Genomic DNA, 18,974 nt, shown 5'->3' with positions numbered 1-18,974 from the left:
CCTTGGAGGGCTCAGCGCAGGCCGCGTTGAGTCTCGTCCAGCTCGCGAATGTACTTGAAGATTTTACGGCTGGAGGCCGGCGCCTTGTTATGGGCCACCTCATGCTGGGCCTGACGGATCAGGGAGCGCAGTTGCTGGCGATCGGCTTCCGGGTAGTCGTTGACGAACTTTTCCAGCACGTCGTCCCCGCCGCCGATCAGGCGGTCACGCCAACGTTCCAGGTTATGGAAGCGTTCGTTGTACTGCCGGGTGGAGGCATCGAGTTGATCAAGCAGTTGCAGAATCGCGTCGGTGTCCTGGTCCCGCATCAGCTTGCCGATGAATTGCAGGTGGCGTTTACGGGCGATATGGGCGACGTGCTTGGGTGCATCCGCCAGGGCCCGGCGCATGGCGTCGGTCAAGGGCAGTTTGGCCAGCAAGTCAGGCTTGAGAGTGGTAAGGCGCTCGCCGAGATCAACCAGAGCATGCAGCTCGCGTTTGACCTGGGATTTGCTTTTCTCCCCATCGAGGGAGTCGTCGTAAGAATCAACCATGGTGGCAGTCCGCAAAGAAACGCCGCCATGATAACCAGTCTAGGGCCGCTTGTCCGGCCCGGTCGCTCGCCGGCCTTAATCGAAAGCAGAATTTGAGTGGAGAACACCATGAGTGCAGCACAAAGCGTCGGCCCACAGGCTTTGCCGGCCCTGCAGGAGCAAGTCGAGCAGATCATCGCCGAGGCCAAGCGCCAGGGAGCCAGTGCCTGTGAAGTGGCGGTATCCCTGGAGCAGGGCCTGTCGACCTCGGTGCGCCAGCGGGAAGTGGAGACCGTGGAGTTCAACCGCGACCAGGGCTTTGGCATCACCCTGTATCTGGGCCAGCGCAAAGGGTCGGCCAGTACTTCCGCCAGCGGCCCTGAAGCCATCCGCGAAACCGTGGCCGCGGCATTGGCCATTGCCAAGCACACCTCCGAAGACGAAGCCTCGGGTCTGGCCGATGCGGCATTGATGGCCCGTGACCTGCAGGATTTCGATCTGTTTCACGCCTGGGACATCACCCCTGAACAGGCCATCGAGCAGGCCCTGACCTGTGAGGCGGCGGCGTTTGCCGCGGATGCCCGGATCAAGAATGCCGACGGCACCACCCTGAGCACTCACCAGGGCTGCCGGGTGTATGGCAACAGCCATGGTTTCATTGGCGGTTATGCGTCCACTCGCCACAGCCTGAGCTGCGTGATGATCGCCGAGGCCGAGGGGCAGATGCAGCGTGACTACTGGTACGACGTCAACCGCCAGGGGCAATTGCTGGCTGATCCGGCGAGCATTGGCCAGCGCGCCGCCCAGCGTGCCGCCAGTCGCCTGGGCGCGCGCCCGGTACCGACCTGCGAGGTGCCGGTGCTGTTTTCCGCGGAACTGGCCGGTGGGCTGTTCGGCAGCTTTCTCGGGGCGATCTCCGGCGGCAATCTGTATCGCAAGTCGTCGTTCCTGGAAGGCGCCCTGGGCCAGCAACTGTTTCCCGAGTGGCTGACCATCGATGAGCGTCCGCACTTGATGCGCGCCATGGGGAGCTCGGCTTTCGATGGCGATGGCCTGGCGACTTACGCCAAGCCATTCGTCAAGGACGGTGAACTGGTGTCCTATGTGCTGGGCACCTACTCCGGGCGCAAGCTGGGCCTGCCAAGTACTGCCAACGCAGGCGGTGTGCACAACCTGTTCGTCACCCACGGCGATGAAGACCAGGCGGCCCTGCTGCGTCGCATGGGGCGTGGCCTGCTGGTGACCGAGTTGATGGGGCATGGCCTGAACATGGTCACCGGGGATTATTCGCGCGGCGCCGCAGGGTTCTGGGTGGAAAACGGCGAGATCCAGTTTGCGGTGCAGGAAGTGACCATTGCCGGCAATCTGCGGGACATGTTCAAGCAGATCGTCGCCGTGGGCAGCGACCTGGAACTGCGCAGCAACATCCGCACCGGTTCGGTGCTGATCGAACGCATGACCATCGCCGGCAGCTGAGCGGTACGGCGGGAATAAACAACGCGTCACCGTCGCCGGTGGCGCGTTTTTTTATGCCTGGGCTTTTCCGATCCTGGCAGGGGGGAGGGGCGTGCGTGCCAGATGTCCAATCGTGTTTCCGCTCCCGCGGCTGTCCCCCTTGAGTGGACAGAAATCATACAAGCCAGATTGATTTGATTCTCAATATCATTTAATAATGAAAATCATTATTCAATGAGCCCAGGTCATGAGTTCTGCCTTGCACGAGCAGCCTTACCTCGAAAGCTGGCGCTGGATGAGCCGCCAGATCCGTTGCGCACTGGAACCGGACGAGCCCCGTCTGATCGAGCATTACCTCGCCGAAGGCCGCTACCTGGCGTGTTGCACCGCCATGTCAGCCTGGACTGTCGCCGAAACCTCCTTTCGTTTGTTGATCGATACCGCTACCGATACCGCATTGCCCTGGCATTGGCGCAGCCAGTGCCTGGACCAGGCCTGGCGCCCGCTTCGCGACATGGAGCGATTGTCACTGTGCCAATGCCGGCTCAAGCGCTGGCAAAGCCATGCCTGGCAGCTGGCGACCTGCTCGCTGCTGCCTTCCATTCCCCTGATAGAACTGGTGCAAGGATTTCCCGATGAGTAATACCCGTATCGAACGCGACAGCATGGGCGAACTGCAGGTACCGGAACTGGCCCTGTACGGCGCCCAGACCCAGCGCGCGGTGGACAACTTTCCCATCAGCGGCCAACGCATGCCGGCGGCCTTCATTCGGGCCCTGATCCTGGCCAAGGCGGCCGCGGCCCGGGCCAACGTCGAACTCGGGCAGATCAGCGAAGCCCAGGGCAAAGCCATCGTCGATGCCGCCCAGGGCCTGCTGGAGGGCGACTTCATGCAGCACTTCCCGGTGGATATCTTCCAGACCGGTTCCGGTACCAGTTCCAACATGAACGCCAATGAAGTGCTGGCCACCCTGGCCACGCGCCTGCTGGGCGAGCCGGTCAACCCCAACGACCACGTCAACTGTGGCCAGAGCAGCAACGACATCATCCCGACCACCATCCACGTCAGCGCAGCTTTGACGCTGCACGAGCAACTGCTGCCGGCACTGGTGCACCTGGTGGAGGTCATCGAGCGCAAGGCGGTGCAGGTCCATCCCTTCATCAAGACCGGCCGTACCCACCTGATGGATGCCATGCCGGTGCGCATGAGCCAGGTGCTGGAAGGCTGGGCGCAGCAGCTCAAGGCCAACATCAGCCACCTGCAGGATCTGCTGCCGAGCCTGCAATCCCTGGCCCAGGGCGGCACCGCCGTAGGAACCGGGATCAACGCCCACCCGGAATTCGCCGGGCGTTTCAGCCAGCAACTGAGCAAGCTGACCCAGGTGCAATTCACGCCGGGCAAGAACCTGTTCGCCCTGATTGGCTCCCAGGACACCGCCGTGACAGTGTCTGGGCAGCTCAAGGCCACGGCCGTGTCATTGATGAAGATCGCCAACGACCTGCGCTGGATGAACTCCGGCCCATTGGCGGGGCTGGGTGAAATCGAGCTGGAAGGCCTGCAGCCGGGCTCCTCGATCATGCCGGGCAAGGTCAACCCGGTGATTCCGGAAGCCACGGCGATGGTCGCCGCCCAGGTTATCGGCAACGACAGCACCATCACTGTGGCCGGGCAATCGGGCAACTTCGAACTCAACGTGATGCTGCCGATCATCGCCCAGAACCTCTTGAGCAGCATCGAGTTGCTGGCCAACTCCAGCCGCCTGCTGGCGGACAAGGCCATCGCCAGCTTCAAGGTCAATGAGCCCAAGCTCAAGGAAGCGCTGTCGCGCAATCCGATCCTGGTCACGGCCCTGAACCCGATCATCGGCTACCAGAAGGCCGCCGAGATCGCCAAGACCGCCTACAAGCAAGGTCGCCCGGTGATCGACGTGGCACTTGAACACACCGACCTGCCACGCAGCCAGCTGGAGATCCTGCTGGATCCGGAAAAACTCACCGCGGGCGGCGTGTAACCCTCGACACCGCTTTGGAGGCTCACCATGGAGCACTGGAAACGCACGATCGAAAGGGCCAACCGCCTGTTCATGCAAGGCGAACTGGTGGATGCCCGCGAGTTCTACCTGCAGGCGCTGGCCCTGGCCCAGGTGTTGTTCGAGCGCTGGTCGAATCCCGACGAAGCGGTGGCAGCCTGTGTGATCTCCCATCACAACCTGGCAGACCTGCATTTGCGCCTGAACCAGCCGGAGGAGAGCGCGGAATACCTCTGTGCGATCCACCAGCGTCTGTTGCAGACCATGCAGGACAGCCGCCTGCCCCTGGCACTGCGGGAGGCCGCCCTGCGCCAGAGCAGCAAGACCTACGTCGAGCTGCTCAACTTCATCGGTGACCACGGCGAATACCCCCGTACTCACCGCTTGCTGGACAGCAACGTCGCGCGCTTGTCCCTGGACAGCGCGTCCCCCGACAGCCCCTTACATGGAGTGCACTGATATGTCCTTTACCTTGCCTGCCTTGCCTTACGCCTACGACGCCCTGGAACCGCACATCGATGCGCAAACCATGGAGATTCATTACAGCAAGCACCACCAGACCTACATCAACAACCTCAATGCGGCGGTGGAGGGCACCGAGTGGGCAGGCTGGGAGGTGGAAAAACTGGTGGCCAGCGTGCAGTACTTGCCGGAGCAACTGCGCGCTGCGGTGATCAACCAGGGGGGCGGCCATGCCAACCACTCATTGTTCTGGGCGGTCATGACTCCCGCCGGTGGTGGCAAGCCGGATGGCCCGCTGGGCCAGGCGATCGAGCAGCAGTTGGGCGGTTTCGAGCGGTTCAAGGAGTCGTTCACCAAGGCTGCGTTGACCCGTTTCGGCAGTGGCTGGGCCTGGCTCAGCGTGACCCCGGAGAAAAAACTGGTGGTGGAGAGCAGCGGCAACCAAGACAGCCCGCTGATGAATGGCAATACCCCGATTCTCGGCCTGGACGTGTGGGAGCACGCCTACTATCTGCGTTATCAGAACCGTAGGCCGGAATACATCAATGCCTTCTACAACGTGATCAATTGGCCGGAAGTTGCCCAACGCTACCAGGCCGCGATGGCCTGATCCTCTCCCTCAAAACAAGATCTAAGGCCGACTATGGGCACTGAAACACTGGCGATCAGCAGCGGACGGATGTTTCGTTATGCCTTCGGTTCGCTGTTGCTGTTGGCGGGCACCGCATTGCTGGTGGCTCAAGGGCTGAGCTGGCTTGACCTGGAGCCACGACTGCTGCGTGCATTGCAGGGTGGATCTATCTGCGCCCTGGGCACGGCGCTGGGGGCGGTCCCGGTGCTGGTGATCCGCAGGATGCCAATCGCCGTGAGTGACACTCTGCTGGGTTTCGGTGCTGGTGTGATGCTGGCGGCGACGGCGTTTTCACTGATCGTTCCCGGCATTGCCGCCGCCCAGGACCTGGGGTTGTCTGCCTGGGGTTCCAGCGGTCTGATCTGCTTCGGCATCATGTTGGGAGCCTTTGGTCTGTTTCTGGTGGATCGCAAAGTTTCCGGGGGCTGCCCGGAGGTCCTGGTAGGGACGCCGGAGCATCCGGTGATTGCCCCGCGCATCTGGCTGTTTGTGTTTGCGATCATTGCCCACAACATTCCGGAAGGGATGGCGGTGGGGGTGTCGGCCGGCGGTGGCATGCCCGATGCGGACAGCCTGGCCATGGGCATTGCCCTGCAGGACGTACCGGAAGGCCTGGTGATTGCACTGGTGCTGGCGGGGGCGGGAATGTCGCGGGTCAAGGCGTTCCTGATCGGTGCGGCTTCAGGTCTGGTGGAGCCGGTCTTCGCCCTGTTGTGCGCATGGCTGGTAAGCCTGGCGGAGTTGCTGTTGCCATTGGGCCTGGCCCTGGCCGCGGGTGCCATGCTGTTGGTGGTGACTCACGAAGTGATTCCCGAGTCGCGGCGCAACGGGCATGAGAAGTTGGCCAGCCTTGGCTTGTGTATCGGTTTCTGCCTGATGATGGTGATGGACACGGCACTCGCCTGAGTGCCTTGTGGCGAGCGAGTACCCGGTTCGGGGTTACTCGCCTTCGTCGAAGAAGTTGTTGATCAGTGCCACCAGCGCGTCCAGCGCTTCCTGTTCCTGCTCGCCTTCGGTTCTCAGATGGATCTTGGTGCCCTTGCCGGCGGCCAGCATCATCATGGCCATGATGCTCTTGCCGTCGACCATGGATTCCGGGGTCCTGCCGGCGCGGATCTGGCAGGGGAACTGGCCGGCCACGCCGACAAATTTGGCTGAGGCTCGGGCATGCAGGCCCAGTTTGTTGATGATCTCAATTTCCAGAGCTGGCATCGCGGGGTAGATCCTTTCAGCTAAGGTCGCGGTGGCGAACCTGGACGTTCTTCAGGGGTTTTTGCAGGACCTGGCCCAGGCGTTCGGTCAGGTACACGGAACGGTGGTGTCCACCGGTGCAGCCGATGGCGATGGTCACATAGGCGCGGTTGCTGGCGGCAAAGCGTGGCAGCCACTTGAGCAGATAGCTGGAGATGTCCTGGAACATTTCCTCGACATCGGGCTGCGCGGCCAGGTACTCGGCCACCGGGGCGTCCAGGCCGGATTGAGCGCGCAGTTCGGGTTTCCAATATGGATTGGGCAGGCAGCGCACATCGAACACCAGGTCGGCATCCACCGGCATGCCGCGCTTGAACCCGAAGGACTCCACCAAAAACGCGGTACCGGGCTCGGGCTGGTTCAGCAGCCGCAGCTTGATGGTGTCGCGCAGTTGGTAGAGGTTCAGATTGGTGGTGTTGACCTTGAGGTCCGCCAGATCGACGATCGGCCCCAGCAACTGGGTTTCATCGTGGATGGCTTCTGCCAGCGAACGGTTGGCACTGCTCAGAGGGTGGCGGCGACGGGTTTCCGAGAAGCGCTTGAGCAGGGTCTCCTCGTCGGCGTCCAGATAAAGCACATCGCACTGGATGTGCCGGCTGCGCACTTCTTCGAGCAACTCGGGGAAACGCGACAGGTGGCTGGGCAGGTTGCGTGCGTCGATGGACACCGCCACCAACGGTTGGGCCAGTTCGGTGTGAATCAGCGCGCGTTCGGCAAGCTCGGGCAGCAGCCCGGCCGGCAGGTTGTCGATGCAGTAGTAGCCGTGGTCCTCGAGAACATCGAGGGCGGTGCTTTTACCTGAGCCGGAGCGGCCGCTGACGATGATCAAGCGCATGATTACTGACCGTTTTGCTCGTCCAGGACAACCTGATACAAGGCTTCGTTACTGGTGGCACTGCGCAGCCGATCACGAACTTCCTTGCGATCGAGCATGCTGGCGATCTGCCGGAGCAGCTCCAGGTGTGCATCGGTGGCCGCTTCCGGGACCAGCAGGACGAACAGCAGGTCCACCGGTGCGCCGTCGATGGCGTCGAAATCGATCGGAGCGTCCAGGTGCATCAAGGCACTGATGGGCGACTCGCAGCCTTTGAGGCGGCAGTGGGGAATGGCGATGCCGTTGCCAAAACCGGTGGATCCCAGTTTTTCACGGGCAATCAAGCTCTCGAAGACATCCTGCATCTCCAGATCAGGCACTTCGCGGCTGATCAGGTTGGCAATTTGTTCGAGGGCGCGTTTTTTACTGCCGCCCGGCACGTTCACGAGGGAACGGCCGGGGGTCAGGATGCTTTCAAGTCGGATCATGGGAGGGGAGTGTTAGCGACCCGTACCTTGGAGAAGGTGGAGTTGCTTTTCCTTATGCTTTTTCAGTTGGCGGTCAAGCTTGTCGGTGAGCAGGTCAATTGCGGCATACATATCGTCATGTTCTGCATTGGCGACGACCTCCCCACCGTGGATGTGCAGGGTGGCTTCGATTTTCTGCTTGAGCTTCTCGACAGCCATGGTGACCTGCACATTGGTAATCTTGTCGAAGTGGCGCTCCAGCCGGTCGAGTTTTTCGCCGATGTAGACGCGCAGGGGTTCAGTCACTTCGAGTTGGTGTCCACTGATGTTGACTTGCATACAGCTTCTCCTTCGTTGCCAGTGCATAACGCGGCAGGCTGGGTTGCCTGCCACCTAGACTGTGTCCGAACCCGCTGCGCCTGAATGCGGCCCGGAAGGTTCGGCACACCCTGAAACGCTGTGGCCAGCCCGGCGGCTACATCAACCGCTTGCGTTCGCTCGAAGGCGCGATCCCAAGGGATTCGCGGTACTTGGCGACGGTGCGACGGGCTACCTGAATGCCTTGTGCCTCCAGTAAACCAGCGATCTTGCTGTCACTCAACGGCTTTTTCTGATTTTCCGCCGCGACCAGTTTTTTGATGATTGCGCGGATCGCCGTGGACGAGCATTCACCGCCTTCAGAGGTGCTGACGTGGCTCGAGAAAAAGTATTTCAGTTCATATATGCCCCGTGGGGTATGCATGAATTTCTGCGTGGTCACCCGGGAAATCGTCGATTCATGCATGCCCACCGCTTCAGCGATGTCATGCAGAACCAGGGGCTTCATGGCTTCATCGCCGTACTCGAGGAAGCCGCGCTGGTGCTCGACGATCTGGGTGGCAACCTTCATCAGGGTTTCGTTGCGGCTCTGCAGGCTCTTGATGAACCAGCGGGCTTCCTGCAACTGGTTGCGCATGAAGGTGTTGTCGGCACTGGTATCGGCACGGCGAACGAAACCGGCGTACTGCGCGTTGACTCGCAGGCGCGGTACGGATTCCTGGTTCAGCTCTACCAGCCAGCGCTCGTTGTCCTTGCGCACGATGACGTCCGGGACCACGTATTCAGCTTCACTGGATTCGATCTGCGAGCCGGGGCGCGGGTTGAGGCTTTGCACCAGCTCGATGACCTGGCGCAACTCGTCTTCCTTGAGTTTCATGCGGCGCATCAACTGGCTGTAGTCGCGGCTGCCCAGCAGGTCGATGTAGTCGCCGACCAGGCGCTGTGCTTCGGTCAGCCAAGGGGTTTTCGCCGAGAGCTGACGCAACTGCAGCAACAGGCATTCGCCCAGGTTGCGGGCAGCGATGCCGGCCGGTTCGAATTGCTGGATGCGGTGCAGGACGGCTTCGATCTCGTCCAGCTCGATATCCAGTTCAGGATCGAAGGCTTCGAGAATCTCCTCGAGGGTCTCCTCGAGGTAGCCCTGGTTGTTGATGCAGTCGATCAGGGTCACGGCGATCAGGCGATCGGTGTCCGACATCGGTGCAAGGTTCAACTGCCAGAGCAGGTGGCTCTGCAGGCTCTCGCCAGCCGAGGTGCGGGTGGTGAAGTCCCACTCGTCATCATCGTTGCTCGGCAGGCTGCTGGCGCTGGTCTGGTAGACGTCTTCCCAGGCGGTATCCACCGGCAGTTCGTTGGGAATGCGTTCGCTCCACTCGCCGTCCTCGAGGTTGTCCACCGTGGGGGCGGCTTCCTGGTAGGAGGGTTCCTGGATCTCGGTATTGGGTTTGGACTCGGGGTTGTCGGCCAGGGGGTCGCTGTTGTCGAAGTCGTCGCCTTCTTCCTGGCGTTCGAGCATCGGATTGGACTCCAGGGCTTCCTGGATTTCCTGTTGCAGGTCCAGGGTCGACAATTGGAGCAGGCGGATGGCCTGTTGCAGCTGCGGTGTCATCGTCAGCTGCTGGCCCATTCTCAGGACTAGCGATGGTTTCATGGCAGGGGCTTAACACCTTATTTGCCGGCGCGCATGCGCCATCCACTACAGGGCGCCGGAGCGCCAAACATAAGCAAATTATATGCCTGAAACTGAAGTGTTTGCCTAGAGCGCGGTAACAATAAAATTTGTAGGGTTTATTGTTCCCGGCGCTCTGGCGTCTAGCCCTACACCTCAGCCCTTACAGGCGGAACTCATGGCCCAGATAGACTTCCTTGACCAGTTCATTGGCCAGGATGGTCTCGGAATCGCCTTCAGCGATCAGTTGCCCGTCGTTGACGATGTAGGCGGTCTCGCAGATGTCCAGGGTTTCCCGGACGTTGTGGTCGGTGATCAGCACCCCGATGCCCTTGGCCTTCAGGTGGTGGATGATCTGCTTGATGTCGCCGACCGAGATCGGGTCGACACCGGCGAAGGGTTCGTCCAGCAGGATGAACTTGGGTGCGGTGGCCAGGGCCCGGGCGATCTCCACTCGGCGGCGTTCGCCACCGGACAGGCTCATGCCGAGGTTGTCGCGGATATGGTTGATATGGAATTCCTGCAGCAGGCTTTCCAGTTCCTGGCGACGGCCGGCCTTGTCGAGTTCCTTGCGGGTCTCGAGGATGGCCATGATGTTGTCGGACACCGAGAGCTTGCGGAAGATCGAGGCTTCCTGGGGCAGGTAGCCGATACCGGCACGGGCGCGGCCGTGCATCGGCTGGTGGCTGACATCCAGGTCGTCGATCAGGACGCGGCCCTGATCGGCCTGGACCAGGCCGACGATCATGTAGAAACAGGTGGTCTTGCCGGCACCGTTGGGGCCGAGCAGGCCGACGATCTGCCCGCTGTCGATGGACAGGCTGACATCACGCACGACCTGGCGGCTCTTGTAGCTCTTGGCCAGATGCTGAGCTTTCAGAGTTGCCATTACTGGGCCTTTTGCTCGTCGGTTTTCTTTTTCGGCTGGATGACCATGTCGATCCGCGGACGTGGCGCGGTGACCGAGCTGCCATTGGCGCGACCGGCGTTGGCCACTTGCTTGACGGTGTCGTAGACGATCTTCTCGCCTTCGGTGGTGTTGCCGTCGTTGATCACCTTGGCCTTGTCGATCAGTACGATGCGGTTCTGCTGGGCATGGTACTGGATGGTCACGGCGTAGGCCTGGACCGGCTTCGGATCGGTCTGCTTCTGCAGTTGCTCGAAGTACGCCAGGTTGCCCACCGACGTCACCACGTCGATCTCGCCGGTCTTGGACCGGGTGATGGTCACGGTGTTGCCGGTGATCTTCATCGAGCCCTGGGTGATGATCACGTCGCCCCTGTAGGTGGCCACGCCGTTCTTGTCATCGAGCTGGGCGTCGTCGGCCTGGATGCGGATGGGCTGTTGGCTATCGTTCGGCAGAGCCCAGGCGCTCACGCTTCCCAGTGCTGCGCCCAGACTGAGCAAAATAGGGAGGGTTTTAACGAGCCTCATACTGTCCTCTTACGTTCGATAGCAGGTTCATCCTGCCGTCTTTCAAATACGCTTTCATTCCCTTGGCCGTAGTCACGCCGCCGGCGCCGTCGATTCTAACGGCTTGCTCGGTCTGCGCATATTGCTTCTGCGGGAATACTGTCATGCGGGTGGTGGTGATCAGCAGATTGCGGTTGTGCTCGTCGGTGCGGGACACCCGTACCGAATCGATCAGCTCGACTTCGGTGCCGTCCGGATTGACCTCGCCGCGCTCGCTCTGGACGTGCCAGGGAAAGGTGGTGCCACGGTACATCTGCAGATCCGGCTTGGTCAGCAGGGTCACTTCGCTGGATTTGACGTGCTCGACCTTGTCCGAGGTCATTTCGTACTGCAGTTTGCCGTCGGGCAGGTACTGCACGCTGCGGGCGTTGATCACGTAATAGTCGATGGCGCTTTCGTCGACCTGGGCCACGGGCTTGTCGAGGAAGCGTTCGGGGCTGATGTTCCAGTAACCGACCGCCGCGAACAGCAGGGCGATGGTTCCGAAGACCAGAATGTTGCGAATCTTTTTGCTCAGCATGGTCGGGCTCTATAAGTAAGCGGCATTGGCTGCTTCAAGGCGATCCTGGGCACGCAGGATCAGCTCGCAGAACTCCCGGGCAGCGCCTTCGCCGCCACGGGCAATGGTGACGCCATGGGCATGTTCGCGGACAAAGCCTGCCGCGTTGGCGACCGCCATGCCCAGGCCGACGCGGCGGATCACCGGCAGGTCGGGCAGGTCGTCACCTAGGTAGGCGACCTGTTCATAGCTTAGGTTGAGTTGGGCAAGAAGTTCGTCCAAAACCACCAGCTTGTCTTCACGGCCCTGGTACAGGTGAGGAATCCCCAGGTTCTTGGCCCGGCGCTCCACCACCGGGGTCTTGCGCCCGCTGATGATCGCCGTCTGTACGCCGGCAGCCATGAGCATCTTGATGCCCTGGCCATCGAGGGTGTTGAAGGTCTTGAATTCACTGCCGTCTTCGAGGAAGTACAGGCGGCCGTCGGTCAGGACGCCGTCGACGTCGAACACCGCCAGCTTGATGTGTTTGCCGCGTTGCAGCAGGTCGGTACTCATTACATGACTCCCGCGCGCAGCAGGTCGTGCATGTTCAAGGCGCCGATCGGCCGGTCTTCCTTGTCCACCACCACCAGGGCGCTGATTTTATGGTCTTCCATGATTTTCAGGGCTTCAGCGGCCAGCATGTCGGCACGGGCAGTCTTGCCATGAGGGGTCATGACCGAGTCGATGGTGGCGTGATGAATATCGATGGCGCGATCGAGGGTGCGACGCAGGTCACCGTCGGTGAAGATCCCGGCCAGACGGCCATCGGCCTCCAGAATCACGGTCATGCCCAGGCCCTTGCGGGTCATTTCCATGAGCGCGTCCTTGAGCAGGGTGCCGCGCTGCACCTGCGGCAGGTCCGAGCCTTCGTGCATGACGTTCTCGACCTTGAGCAGCAGCCGGCGGCCCAGGGCGCCTCCCGGGTGGGAGAATGCGAAGTCTTCGGCGGTGAAGCCGCGGGCTTCCAGCAGGGCCACGGCCAGGGCGTCGCCCATGACCAGTGCGGCGGTAGTCGAGGACGTCGGTGCCAGGTTCAATGGGCAGGCTTCGTGCTCGACATGAACGTTGAGGCTGACATCGGCAGCCTTGGCCAGCGGCGACTCCGGGTTGCCGGTGAGGCTGATCAACTGGATGCCCAGGCGCTTGATCAACGGCAGCAGAGTGACGATTTCGTTGGTCGAGCCGGAGTTGGAGAGGGCCAGGATCACGTCGTCGCGGGTGATCATGCCCATGTCGCCATGGCTGGCTTCGGCGGGATGCACAAAGAAAGCCGTGGTTCCGGTGCTGGCCAGGGTAGCTGCAATCTTGTTGCCGACGTGCCCGGACTTGCCCATGCCGACCACGACCACGCGGCCTTTGCTGGCCAGAATCATCTCGCAAGCGCGTACGAAATCTGCGTCGATATGGGGCAGCAAGCCTTCTACTGCTTGAAGTTCGAGGCGGATGGTGCGTTGTGCTGATTGAATCAGGTCGCTGGATTGGCTCATGTCTGAAATCGTATAGCCCGATGAAAAGGCGGCGATTATAGCGGTAATGAACAAATCCCTCACGCAAGTTCGTCAGACTTTGCCCAAGGCGCCTGAGCAATCTTCCGGTTTTGCCTGTCGTAGACCTGAACGTTCACGGCTTCGGCCTTGGGGGCTCCGTATCAGCAGTGATATAGTTCGCCGCCAGTTCGGCCTGCGCAGGGGCACGTGCTCCCGGCAGGGAGCCAAGCGTCCGAGTGAAAGGCTGCATCGCAAGGAGTTTAGATGAGTGCCGATAACGCCTACGCGGTCGAGCTGAAGGGATTGTCCTTCAAGCGCGGTGCGCGCAGCATTTTCAATAATGTGGATATCCGTATTCCGCGGGGCAAGGTCACCGGCATCATGGGGCCTTCCGGCTGTGGGAAAACCACCCTGTTGCGCTTGATGGGCATGCAGTTGCAGCCCAGCAGCGGCGAAGTGTGGGTGAACGGCCAGAATCTACCGACCCTTTCACGCAGCGATCTGTTCGACGCACGCAAGCAAATGGGCGTGCTGTTCCAGAGCGGCGCACTGTTCACCGACCTGGATGTGTTCGAGAACGTGGCCTTTCCGCTGCGGGTGCACACCCAGCTGCCCGATGAAATGATTCGTGACATTGTCCTGCTCAAGCTGCAGGCGGTGGGGCTGCGCGGCGCTGTCGACCTGATGCCCGATGAGCTGTCCGGTGGCATGAAGCGCCGTGTCGCCCTGGCCCGGGCAATTGCCCTGGACCCGCAGATTCTGATGTATGACGAGCCGTTCGTAGGCCAGGACCCCATTGCCATGGGGGTCCTGGTGCGCCTGATCCGCCTGCTCAATGACGCCCTGGGCATCACCAGCATCGTGGTTTCCCACGACCTGGCGGAAACCGCGAGCATTGCCGATTACCTCTATGTCGTCGGTGATGGCCAGGTATTGGGCCAGGGAACTCCTGCCGAACTGATGGACTCCGACAATCCGCGTATTCGTCAATTCATGAAGGGCGATCCTGACGGCCCGGTACCGTTTCACTTTCCAGCGCCGGATTACCGCGCAGATCTTCTGGGGAAGCGCTGATGCGCAAAATATCGCTAATCGAGAGGGTTCGCCTCTTCGGTCGCTCAGGCATCGATGTCCTGGCGGTACTGGGGCGTTCCACCCTGTTCCTGTTCCACGCCTTGCTCGGGCGCGGCGGCATCGGCGGCGGCTTCGGCCTGCTGGTCAAGCAATTGCACTCAGTGGGCGTGATGTCCCTGGTGATCATCGTCGTGTCCGGGATCTTCATCGGCATGGTGCTGGCGTTGCAGGGCTTCAATATCCTTTCCAGCTACGGTTCGGAGCAGGCGGTCGGGCAGATGGTGGCCCTGACCTTGCTGCGGGAGCTGGGGCCGGTGGTCACTGCGCTGCTGTTCGCCGGGCGTGCCGGTTCGGCGCTGACCGCGGAGATCGGCAACATGAAGTCCACCGAGCAGCTCTCCAGCCTGGAGGTGATCGGCGTCGACCCGCTCAAGTACATCATCGCCCCGCGCCTGTGGGCCGGCTTCATTTCCCTGCCGTTGCTGGCGATGATCTTCAGCGTGGTGGGCATCTGGGGCGGATCCTGGGTGGCTGTCGACTGGCTGGGGGTCTATGAGGGCTCCTACTGGTCGAACATGCAGAACAGCGTGACCTTCAGTGGCGACGTGCTCAATGGCGTGATCAAAAGCATTGTTTTCGCGTTTGTAGTGACCTGGATTGCCGTATTCCAAGGCTACGACTGTGAGCCCACTTCAGAGGGGATCAGCCGTGCCACTACCAAGACCGTGGTGTATGCCTCGTTGGCCGTACTCGGCTTGGACTTTATTCTGACCGCCTTGATGTTTGGAGATTTCTGATGCAAAACCGCACCCTGGAAATCGGTGTCGGCCTTTTCCTGCTGGCCGGCATCTTGGCTTTGCTGTTGCTTGCCCTGCGCGTCAGTGGCTTGTCTCCGACCGCGAGCACCGATACTTATAAACTTTATGCCTACTTCGACAATATCGCCGGTTTGACGGTCAGAGCTAAGGTGACCATGGCCGGTGTGACCATCGGCAAGGTCACGGCGATCGATCTGGACCGTGACAGTTTCACCGGCCGGGTGACCATGCAACTGGAAAAGCGTGTGGATAATCTGCCGACCGACTCCACTGCATCTATCCTGACTGCTGGCCTGTTGGGTGAGAAATACATCGGCATCAGCGTGGGCGGGGAAGAAGCCTTGCTCAAGGATGGTGGAACCATCCACGACACCCAGTCGTCGCTGGTACTGGAGGACCTGATCGGTAAATTCCTGCTCAATACCGTTAGCAAAGACGCCAAATGAGGAGTTTTTCGATGATCTCTATCTTGCGACGTGGCCTGTTGGTGCTGCTGGCGGCCTTGCCGTTGCTGGCCAGCGCGGCGAGCGCGCCTTCCGCGCATGATCTGGTGCAGGACACGACCACCCGTCTGCTCGCGGACTTGGCGGCCAATAAAGAGAAGTACAAGCAAAGCCCGAGCGATTTCTACAATGCCTTGAACAGCATTGTCGGTCCGGTGGTGGATGCCGATGGCATTTCCCGCAGCATCATGACCGTGAAGTATTCGCGCAAGGCCACGCCGGAGCAGATGGCGCGCTTCCAGGAAAACTTCAAGCGCAGCCTGATGCAGTTCTATGGCAACGCACTGCTCGAGTACAACAACCAGGGCATCAGCGTCGGCCCGGCCAAGGATGAAAGCGGTACCCGTACCAGCGTCGATATGCAGGTCAAGGGCAACAACGGGGCGATCTACCCGGTGTCCTATACCCTGGAAAAGATCAGCGACGAGTGGAAAGTGCGTAACGTGATCATCAACGGTATCAACATTGGCAAGCTGTTCCGTGATCAGTTCGCCGACGCCATGCAGCGCAACGGCAACAACCTGGACAAGGCCATCGACGGCTGGGCTGGCGAAGTGGCCAAGGCCAAGGAAGTCACTGAAGACGCTGCACAAAAGGCTGCGCAATGAGTGCATCGGGCGTACGCCTCGGTGATGCCGGGGAGTTGTTGATCAGTGGCGTGCTGGACTACCGCAGCGGCCCGGACCTGCGCAAGCAGGGGCGGGCGCTGATCAAGTCCAGCCAGGCGCCGGCGGTGGTGCTGGACTGTTCGGCAGTGGAGAAATCCAGCAGTGTCGGCCTGGCCTTGCTGCTGGCCTTCATGCGTGATGCCCAGGCCCTTGGCAAATCGGTGAGCGTTCGCGCGCTACCCGAGGGCATGCGGGAAATTGCCGAGGTGTCCGGGGTCACCGAGATCCTCACCCAGCCCTAGGCTATTGCGAAAACGGGTTGCACATCGAGCTCGCTGGGCTGACAACAGGCCCGGCGAGTGCATATAAAGAGCCCGATAACCCTCATCTATACAGAAGCCCCCCGTCAGAGTCCTGCTATGCGGGGTTCGCAGGCGCGGGGCTTTTTTGTATGATGTCCGACCCGTGCGCACAGGGCGCCGATTGAGGTTGAGCATGCAGGCCAACGAAGTGAAGAGCTTTCTTGAGGGAAAGCTGCCCGGAGCTCAGGTAGAAGTTGAGGGCGAAGGCTGCAACTTTCAGCTGAACGTGATTAGCGACGAACTGTCGGCCTTGAGCCCGGTGAAGCGTCAGCAGAGCATCTATGCCCATTTGAATCCATGGATTGCCGATGGCAGCATCCATGCGATCACCATGAAATTTTTCAGCCGCGCGGCCTGGGCCGAGCGCACCTGAGCCCAAGGGCGTCGAGACTGTTATGGATAAATTGATTATTACCGGCGGCGTTCGTCTTGATGGCGAGATCCGCATTTCCGGGGCCAAGAACTCCGCGCTGCCAATCCTGGCGGCAACCCTGCTGTGCGATGGCCCGGTCACCGTGGCCAACCTGCCGCACCTGCACGACATCACCACCATGATCGAGCTGTTCGGTCGCATGGGCATCGAGCCGGTGATCGACGAGAAGCTTTCCGTCGAGATCGACCCGCGCACCATCAAGACCCTGGTGGCGCCCTACGAGCTGGTGAAGACCATGCGCGCCTCGATCCTGGTGCTGGGCCCGATGGTTGCCCGTTTCGGCGAAGCCGAAGTGGCCCTGCCTGGCGGTTGCGCCATCGGTTCACGTCCAGTGGACCTGCACATCCGTGGCCTGGAAGCCATGGGCGCAGTGATCGATGTCGAAGGCGGCTACATCAAGGCCAAGGCGCCTGAAGGCGGCCTGCGCGGTGCGAACTTCTTCTTCGATACCGTGAGCGTGACCGGTACCGAGAACATCATGATGGCCGCTGCCCTGGCCAAGGGCCGCAGCGTGCTGCAGAACGCCGCTCGCGAACCTGAAGTGGTCGACCTGGCGAACTTCCTGATCGCCATGGGCGCGAAGATTTCCGGCGCCGGCACCGACACCATCACCATCGATGGGGTAGAGCGCCTGCACTCGGCAGTCTACAAAGTCATGCCCGACCGGATCGAAACCGGCACCTACCTGGTGGCCGCAGCGGTCACCGGCGGCCGGGTCAAGGTCAAGGACACCGATCCGACCATCCTTGAAGCCGTACTGGAAAAACTCAAGGAAGCCGGCGCCGAGGTCACCACCGGCAGCGACTGGATCGAGCTCAACATGCACGGCAAGCGGCCCAAGGCGGTCAACGTGCGTACCGCTCCGTACCCGGCATTCCCGACCGACATGCAGGCGCAGTTCATTTCCCTGAACGCGATTGCCGAAGGCACCGGCGCTGTGATCGAGACCATCTTCGAGAACCGCTTCATGCACGTGTACGAGCTGCACCGCATGGGCGCCAAGATCCAGGTCGAAGGCAACACCGCGATCGTCACTGGTACCGAAATCCTCAAGGGTGCGCCCGTCATGGCCACCGACCTGCGGGCTTCGGCCAGCCTGGTGATCTCGGCCCTGATGGCCGAAGGCGATACCCTGATCGACCGCATCTACCACATCGACCGTGGCTACGAGTGCATCGAAGAGAAACTGCAGATGCTCGGCGCGAAAATCCGCCGCGTACCGGGCTAGTGGCCCTGGGGGCACAGGGAGGTGCCCACACCGATTCAGTTCCACGTCGAGCCTGTCATCAGGCTCGACGCATGTCTGGCGCCATTTGCGTCCGGGCATCAGTCGCCGCATAAGGACTTACGTTACTCATGTTGACCATCGCACTGTCCAAGGGCCGTATCCTCGACGACACGCTGCCGCTTCTGGCTGAAGCGGGCATCGTGCCAACCGAGAATCCGGACAAGAGCCGCAAACTGATCATCCCCACGACCCAGGACGATGTACGCCTGCTGATCGTGCGTGCCACCGACGTGCCGACCTATGTCGAGCATGGCGCCGCCGACCTCGGGGTAGCCGGCAAGGACGTCCTGATGGAGTACACCGGCCAGGGCCTGTACGAGCCCCTGGACTTGCAGATTGCCCAGTGCAAGCTGATGACCGCCGGTGCCATCGGTGCGCAGGAGCCCAAGGGCCGCCTGCGGGTGGCGACCAAGTTCGTCAACGTGGCCAAGCGTTACTACGCCGAGCAGGGCCGTCAGGTAGACATCATCAAGCTCTACGGCTCGATGGAGCTGGCACCGTTGATCGGCCTGGCAGACAAGATCATCGACGTGGTCGACACTGGCAATACCCTGCGGGCCAATGGCCTGGAACCTCAGGAACTGATCGCCACCATCAGCTCCCGCCTGGTGGTCAACAAGGCCTCCATGAAGATGCAGCACGCGCGCATCCAGGCCTTGATCGATACCCTGCGCAAGGCAGTGGAATCGCGACACCGCGGCTGACTCACATGCGTGGCCCTGAGCCGCGCCCATCTATCCGCGTCATAGCCAGAATCCTCAGGTGCCCACGCGGATGG

The 18,974-nt window shown here is 61.2% G+C and carries 25 protein-coding genes; 14 read left to right on the top strand and 11 right to left on the bottom strand.

Annotated elements, in window-relative coordinates:
* Positions 1-11: 11 nt before the first annotated feature.
* The gene (yjgA, locus tag U873_RS0131265) at positions 12-533 is read right to left on the bottom strand and encodes a ribosome biogenesis factor YjgA (RefSeq protein ID WP_025132000.1); all 522 of its coding nucleotides are present in this window, start codon (positions 531-533) and stop codon (positions 12-14) included.
* 108 nt (positions 534-641) lie between these two features.
* Between yjgA and pmbA the strand changes: the two genes are divergently transcribed.
* The 6 genes from pmbA (at position 642) to U873_RS0131235 (ending at position 5,996) form a co-directional block, all read left to right on the top strand.
* Positions 642-1,988 carry a metalloprotease PmbA gene (gene pmbA / locus U873_RS0131260; protein ID WP_025131999.1) on the top strand — a complete coding sequence of 449 codons (1,347 nt, stop codon included), beginning with the start codon at positions 642-644 and terminating at the stop codon, positions 1,986-1,988.
* A 226-nt stretch (positions 1,989-2,214) separates the two neighbouring features.
* Entirely contained in the window at positions 2,215-2,610 is a 396-nt protein-coding gene (locus tag U873_RS0131255; protein ID WP_025131998.1) for a hypothetical protein, read from the top strand.
* A complete protein-coding gene (locus tag U873_RS0131250; RefSeq protein ID WP_025131997.1) occupies positions 2,603-3,979 on the top strand; it encodes an aspartate ammonia-lyase in 1,377 nt (458 codons plus the stop codon). The genes U873_RS0131255 and U873_RS0131250 overlap by 8 nt, the downstream gene beginning before the upstream one ends.
* 27 nt (positions 3,980-4,006) lie before the next feature.
* A complete protein-coding gene (locus tag U873_RS0131245) occupies positions 4,007-4,456 on the top strand; it encodes a hypothetical protein (protein WP_025131996.1) in 450 nt (149 codons plus the stop codon).
* A gap of 1 nt (position 4,457) precedes the next feature.
* Positions 4,458-5,069, top strand: a complete 612-nt coding sequence (locus U873_RS0131240) for a superoxide dismutase (protein ID WP_025131995.1) — start codon at positions 4,458-4,460, stop codon at positions 5,067-5,069.
* A 33-nt stretch (positions 5,070-5,102) separates the two neighbouring features.
* A complete protein-coding gene (locus U873_RS0131235) occupies positions 5,103-5,996 on the top strand; it encodes a ZIP family metal transporter (protein WP_025131994.1) in 894 nt (297 codons plus the stop codon).
* Positions 5,997-6,029: 33 nt separating this feature from the next.
* Here U873_RS0131235 and U873_RS0131230 read toward each other — a convergent pair whose 3' ends face one another.
* The 10 genes from U873_RS0131230 to U873_RS0131185 form a co-directional block, all read right to left on the bottom strand.
* Complete coding sequence (locus U873_RS0131230) at positions 6,030-6,302, bottom strand: HPr family phosphocarrier protein (RefSeq protein ID WP_025131993.1); 273 nt, start codon at positions 6,300-6,302, stop codon at positions 6,030-6,032.
* A 16-nt stretch (positions 6,303-6,318) separates the two neighbouring features.
* On the bottom strand, positions 6,319-7,176 hold the full coding sequence (gene rapZ / locus U873_RS0131225; RefSeq protein WP_025131992.1) for an RNase adapter RapZ: 858 nt from the start codon (positions 7,174-7,176) through the stop codon (positions 6,319-6,321).
* A 2-nt stretch (positions 7,177-7,178) separates the two neighbouring features.
* Complete coding sequence (gene ptsN / locus U873_RS0131220; protein ID WP_011059267.1) at positions 7,179-7,643, bottom strand: PTS IIA-like nitrogen regulatory protein PtsN; 465 nt, start codon at positions 7,641-7,643, stop codon at positions 7,179-7,181.
* Between the two features lie 12 nt (positions 7,644-7,655).
* Complete coding sequence (gene hpf, locus U873_RS0131215; protein WP_011059268.1) at positions 7,656-7,961, bottom strand: ribosome hibernation-promoting factor, HPF/YfiA family; 306 nt, start codon at positions 7,959-7,961, stop codon at positions 7,656-7,658.
* 136 nt (positions 7,962-8,097) lie between these two features.
* Positions 8,098-9,591: an RNA polymerase factor sigma-54 gene (locus tag U873_RS0131210; protein ID WP_025131991.1), complete on the bottom strand. Its 1,494-nt coding sequence runs from the start codon at positions 9,589-9,591 to the stop codon at positions 8,098-8,100.
* A gap of 181 nt (positions 9,592-9,772) precedes the next feature.
* Positions 9,773-10,498, bottom strand: a complete 726-nt coding sequence (lptB, locus tag U873_RS0131205; protein WP_025131990.1) for an LPS export ABC transporter ATP-binding protein — start codon at positions 10,496-10,498, stop codon at positions 9,773-9,775.
* On the bottom strand, positions 10,498-11,043 hold the full coding sequence (gene lptA / locus U873_RS0131200) for a lipopolysaccharide transport periplasmic protein LptA (RefSeq protein WP_025131989.1): 546 nt from the start codon (positions 11,041-11,043) through the stop codon (positions 10,498-10,500). Before lptA ends, lptB begins: the two co-directional genes overlap by 1 nt.
* Positions 11,030-11,602: an LPS export ABC transporter periplasmic protein LptC gene (gene lptC, locus U873_RS0131195; RefSeq protein WP_025131988.1), complete on the bottom strand. Its 573-nt coding sequence runs from the start codon at positions 11,600-11,602 to the stop codon at positions 11,030-11,032. Before lptC ends, lptA begins: the two co-directional genes overlap by 14 nt.
* A 9-nt stretch (positions 11,603-11,611) precedes the next feature.
* Positions 11,612-12,136: an HAD family hydrolase gene (locus tag U873_RS0131190; protein ID WP_025131987.1), complete on the bottom strand. Its 525-nt coding sequence runs from the start codon at positions 12,134-12,136 to the stop codon at positions 11,612-11,614.
* Entirely contained in the window at positions 12,136-13,110 is a 975-nt protein-coding gene (locus U873_RS0131185; RefSeq protein ID WP_025131986.1) for a KpsF/GutQ family sugar-phosphate isomerase, read from the bottom strand. The genes U873_RS0131190 and U873_RS0131185 overlap by 1 nt, the downstream gene beginning before the upstream one ends.
* A 264-nt stretch (positions 13,111-13,374) precedes the next feature.
* Between U873_RS0131185 and U873_RS0131180 the strand changes: the two genes are divergently transcribed.
* The 8 genes from U873_RS0131180 (at position 13,375) to hisG (ending at position 18,900) form a co-directional block, all read left to right on the top strand.
* On the top strand, positions 13,375-14,184 hold the full coding sequence (locus tag U873_RS0131180; RefSeq protein ID WP_025131985.1) for an ATP-binding cassette domain-containing protein: 810 nt from the start codon (positions 13,375-13,377) through the stop codon (positions 14,182-14,184).
* Positions 14,184-14,981: a lipid asymmetry maintenance ABC transporter permease subunit MlaE gene (mlaE, locus tag U873_RS0131175; protein ID WP_025131984.1), complete on the top strand. Its 798-nt coding sequence runs from the start codon at positions 14,184-14,186 to the stop codon at positions 14,979-14,981. The genes U873_RS0131180 and mlaE overlap by 1 nt, the downstream gene beginning before the upstream one ends.
* Positions 14,981-15,448 carry an outer membrane lipid asymmetry maintenance protein MlaD gene (gene mlaD / locus U873_RS0131170; RefSeq protein ID WP_011059277.1) on the top strand — a complete coding sequence of 156 codons (468 nt, stop codon included), beginning with the start codon at positions 14,981-14,983 and terminating at the stop codon, positions 15,446-15,448. Before mlaE ends, mlaD begins: the two co-directional genes overlap by 1 nt.
* A gap of 11 nt (positions 15,449-15,459) precedes the next feature.
* Positions 15,460-16,113, top strand: coding sequence for a phospholipid-binding protein MlaC (locus U873_RS0131165; protein ID WP_025131983.1), 654 nt, complete (start codon positions 15,460-15,462; stop codon positions 16,111-16,113).
* Positions 16,110-16,415, top strand: a complete 306-nt coding sequence (locus tag U873_RS0131160; RefSeq protein WP_025131982.1) for a lipid asymmetry maintenance protein MlaB — start codon at positions 16,110-16,112, stop codon at positions 16,413-16,415. Before U873_RS0131165 ends, U873_RS0131160 begins: the two co-directional genes overlap by 4 nt.
* Before the next feature lie 193 nt (positions 16,416-16,608).
* Entirely contained in the window at positions 16,609-16,848 is a 240-nt protein-coding gene (locus U873_RS0131155) for a BolA family protein (RefSeq protein ID WP_011059280.1), read from the top strand.
* A gap of 22 nt (positions 16,849-16,870) precedes the next feature.
* Positions 16,871-18,136: a UDP-N-acetylglucosamine 1-carboxyvinyltransferase gene (murA, locus tag U873_RS0131150; protein ID WP_025131981.1), complete on the top strand. Its 1,266-nt coding sequence runs from the start codon at positions 16,871-16,873 to the stop codon at positions 18,134-18,136.
* A 128-nt stretch (positions 18,137-18,264) separates the two neighbouring features.
* Entirely contained in the window at positions 18,265-18,900 is a 636-nt protein-coding gene (hisG, locus tag U873_RS0131145) for an ATP phosphoribosyltransferase (RefSeq protein ID WP_025131980.1), read from the top strand.
* Positions 18,901-18,974: the final 74 nt, after the last annotated feature.

Source organism: Pseudomonas sp. PH1b, from assembly GCF_000633395.1.
Taxonomy (GTDB): Bacteria; Pseudomonadota; Gammaproteobacteria; order Pseudomonadales; family Pseudomonadaceae; genus Aquipseudomonas.
Note: the sequence above shows the minus strand (reverse complement) of the source record. Positions and strands in the feature narration are given on the sequence as shown.

What these genes read in the sequence shown, in the direction of transcription:
- yjgA (WP_025132000.1), bottom strand. Translation starts at nt 533, where the DNA reads ATGGTTGATTCTTACGACGACTCCCTCGATGGGGAGAAAAGCAAATCC.
- pmbA (WP_025131999.1), top strand. Translation starts at nt 642, where the DNA reads ATGAGTGCAGCACAAAGCGTCGGCCCACAGGCTTTGCCGGCCCTGCAG.
- U873_RS0131255 (WP_025131998.1), top strand. Translation starts at nt 2,215, where the DNA reads ATGAGTTCTGCCTTGCACGAGCAGCCTTACCTCGAAAGCTGGCGCTGG.
- U873_RS0131250 (WP_025131997.1), top strand. Translation starts at nt 2,603, where the DNA reads ATGAGTAATACCCGTATCGAACGCGACAGCATGGGCGAACTGCAGGTA.
- U873_RS0131245 (WP_025131996.1), top strand. Translation starts at nt 4,007, where the DNA reads ATGGAGCACTGGAAACGCACGATCGAAAGGGCCAACCGCCTGTTCATG.
- U873_RS0131240 (WP_025131995.1), top strand. Translation starts at nt 4,458, where the DNA reads ATGTCCTTTACCTTGCCTGCCTTGCCTTACGCCTACGACGCCCTGGAA.
- U873_RS0131235 (WP_025131994.1), top strand. Translation starts at nt 5,103, where the DNA reads ATGGGCACTGAAACACTGGCGATCAGCAGCGGACGGATGTTTCGTTAT.
- U873_RS0131230 (WP_025131993.1), bottom strand. Translation starts at nt 6,302, where the DNA reads ATGCCAGCTCTGGAAATTGAGATCATCAACAAACTGGGCCTGCATGCC.
- rapZ (WP_025131992.1), bottom strand. Translation starts at nt 7,176, where the DNA reads ATGCGCTTGATCATCGTCAGCGGCCGCTCCGGCTCAGGTAAAAGCACC.
- ptsN (WP_011059267.1), bottom strand. Translation starts at nt 7,643, where the DNA reads ATGATCCGACTTGAAAGCATCCTGACCCCCGGCCGTTCCCTCGTGAAC.
- hpf (WP_011059268.1), bottom strand. Translation starts at nt 7,961, where the DNA reads ATGCAAGTCAACATCAGTGGACACCAACTCGAAGTGACTGAACCCCTG.
- U873_RS0131210 (WP_025131991.1), bottom strand. Translation starts at nt 9,591, where the DNA reads ATGAAACCATCGCTAGTCCTGAGAATGGGCCAGCAGCTGACGATGACA.
- lptB (WP_025131990.1), bottom strand. Translation starts at nt 10,498, where the DNA reads ATGGCAACTCTGAAAGCTCAGCATCTGGCCAAGAGCTACAAGAGCCGC.
- lptA (WP_025131989.1), bottom strand. Translation starts at nt 11,043, where the DNA reads ATGAGGCTCGTTAAAACCCTCCCTATTTTGCTCAGTCTGGGCGCAGCA.
- lptC (WP_025131988.1), bottom strand. Translation starts at nt 11,602, where the DNA reads ATGCTGAGCAAAAAGATTCGCAACATTCTGGTCTTCGGAACCATCGCC.
- U873_RS0131190 (WP_025131987.1), bottom strand. Translation starts at nt 12,136, where the DNA reads ATGAGTACCGACCTGCTGCAACGCGGCAAACACATCAAGCTGGCGGTG.
- U873_RS0131185 (WP_025131986.1), bottom strand. Translation starts at nt 13,110, where the DNA reads ATGAGCCAATCCAGCGACCTGATTCAATCAGCACAACGCACCATCCGC.
- U873_RS0131180 (WP_025131985.1), top strand. Translation starts at nt 13,375, where the DNA reads ATGAGTGCCGATAACGCCTACGCGGTCGAGCTGAAGGGATTGTCCTTC.
- mlaE (WP_025131984.1), top strand. Translation starts at nt 14,184, where the DNA reads ATGCGCAAAATATCGCTAATCGAGAGGGTTCGCCTCTTCGGTCGCTCA.
- mlaD (WP_011059277.1), top strand. Translation starts at nt 14,981, where the DNA reads ATGCAAAACCGCACCCTGGAAATCGGTGTCGGCCTTTTCCTGCTGGCC.
- U873_RS0131165 (WP_025131983.1), top strand. Translation starts at nt 15,460, where the DNA reads ATGATCTCTATCTTGCGACGTGGCCTGTTGGTGCTGCTGGCGGCCTTG.
- U873_RS0131160 (WP_025131982.1), top strand. Translation starts at nt 16,110, where the DNA reads ATGAGTGCATCGGGCGTACGCCTCGGTGATGCCGGGGAGTTGTTGATC.
- U873_RS0131155 (WP_011059280.1), top strand. Translation starts at nt 16,609, where the DNA reads ATGCAGGCCAACGAAGTGAAGAGCTTTCTTGAGGGAAAGCTGCCCGGA.
- murA (WP_025131981.1), top strand. Translation starts at nt 16,871, where the DNA reads ATGGATAAATTGATTATTACCGGCGGCGTTCGTCTTGATGGCGAGATC.
- hisG (WP_025131980.1), top strand. Translation starts at nt 18,265, where the DNA reads ATGTTGACCATCGCACTGTCCAAGGGCCGTATCCTCGACGACACGCTG.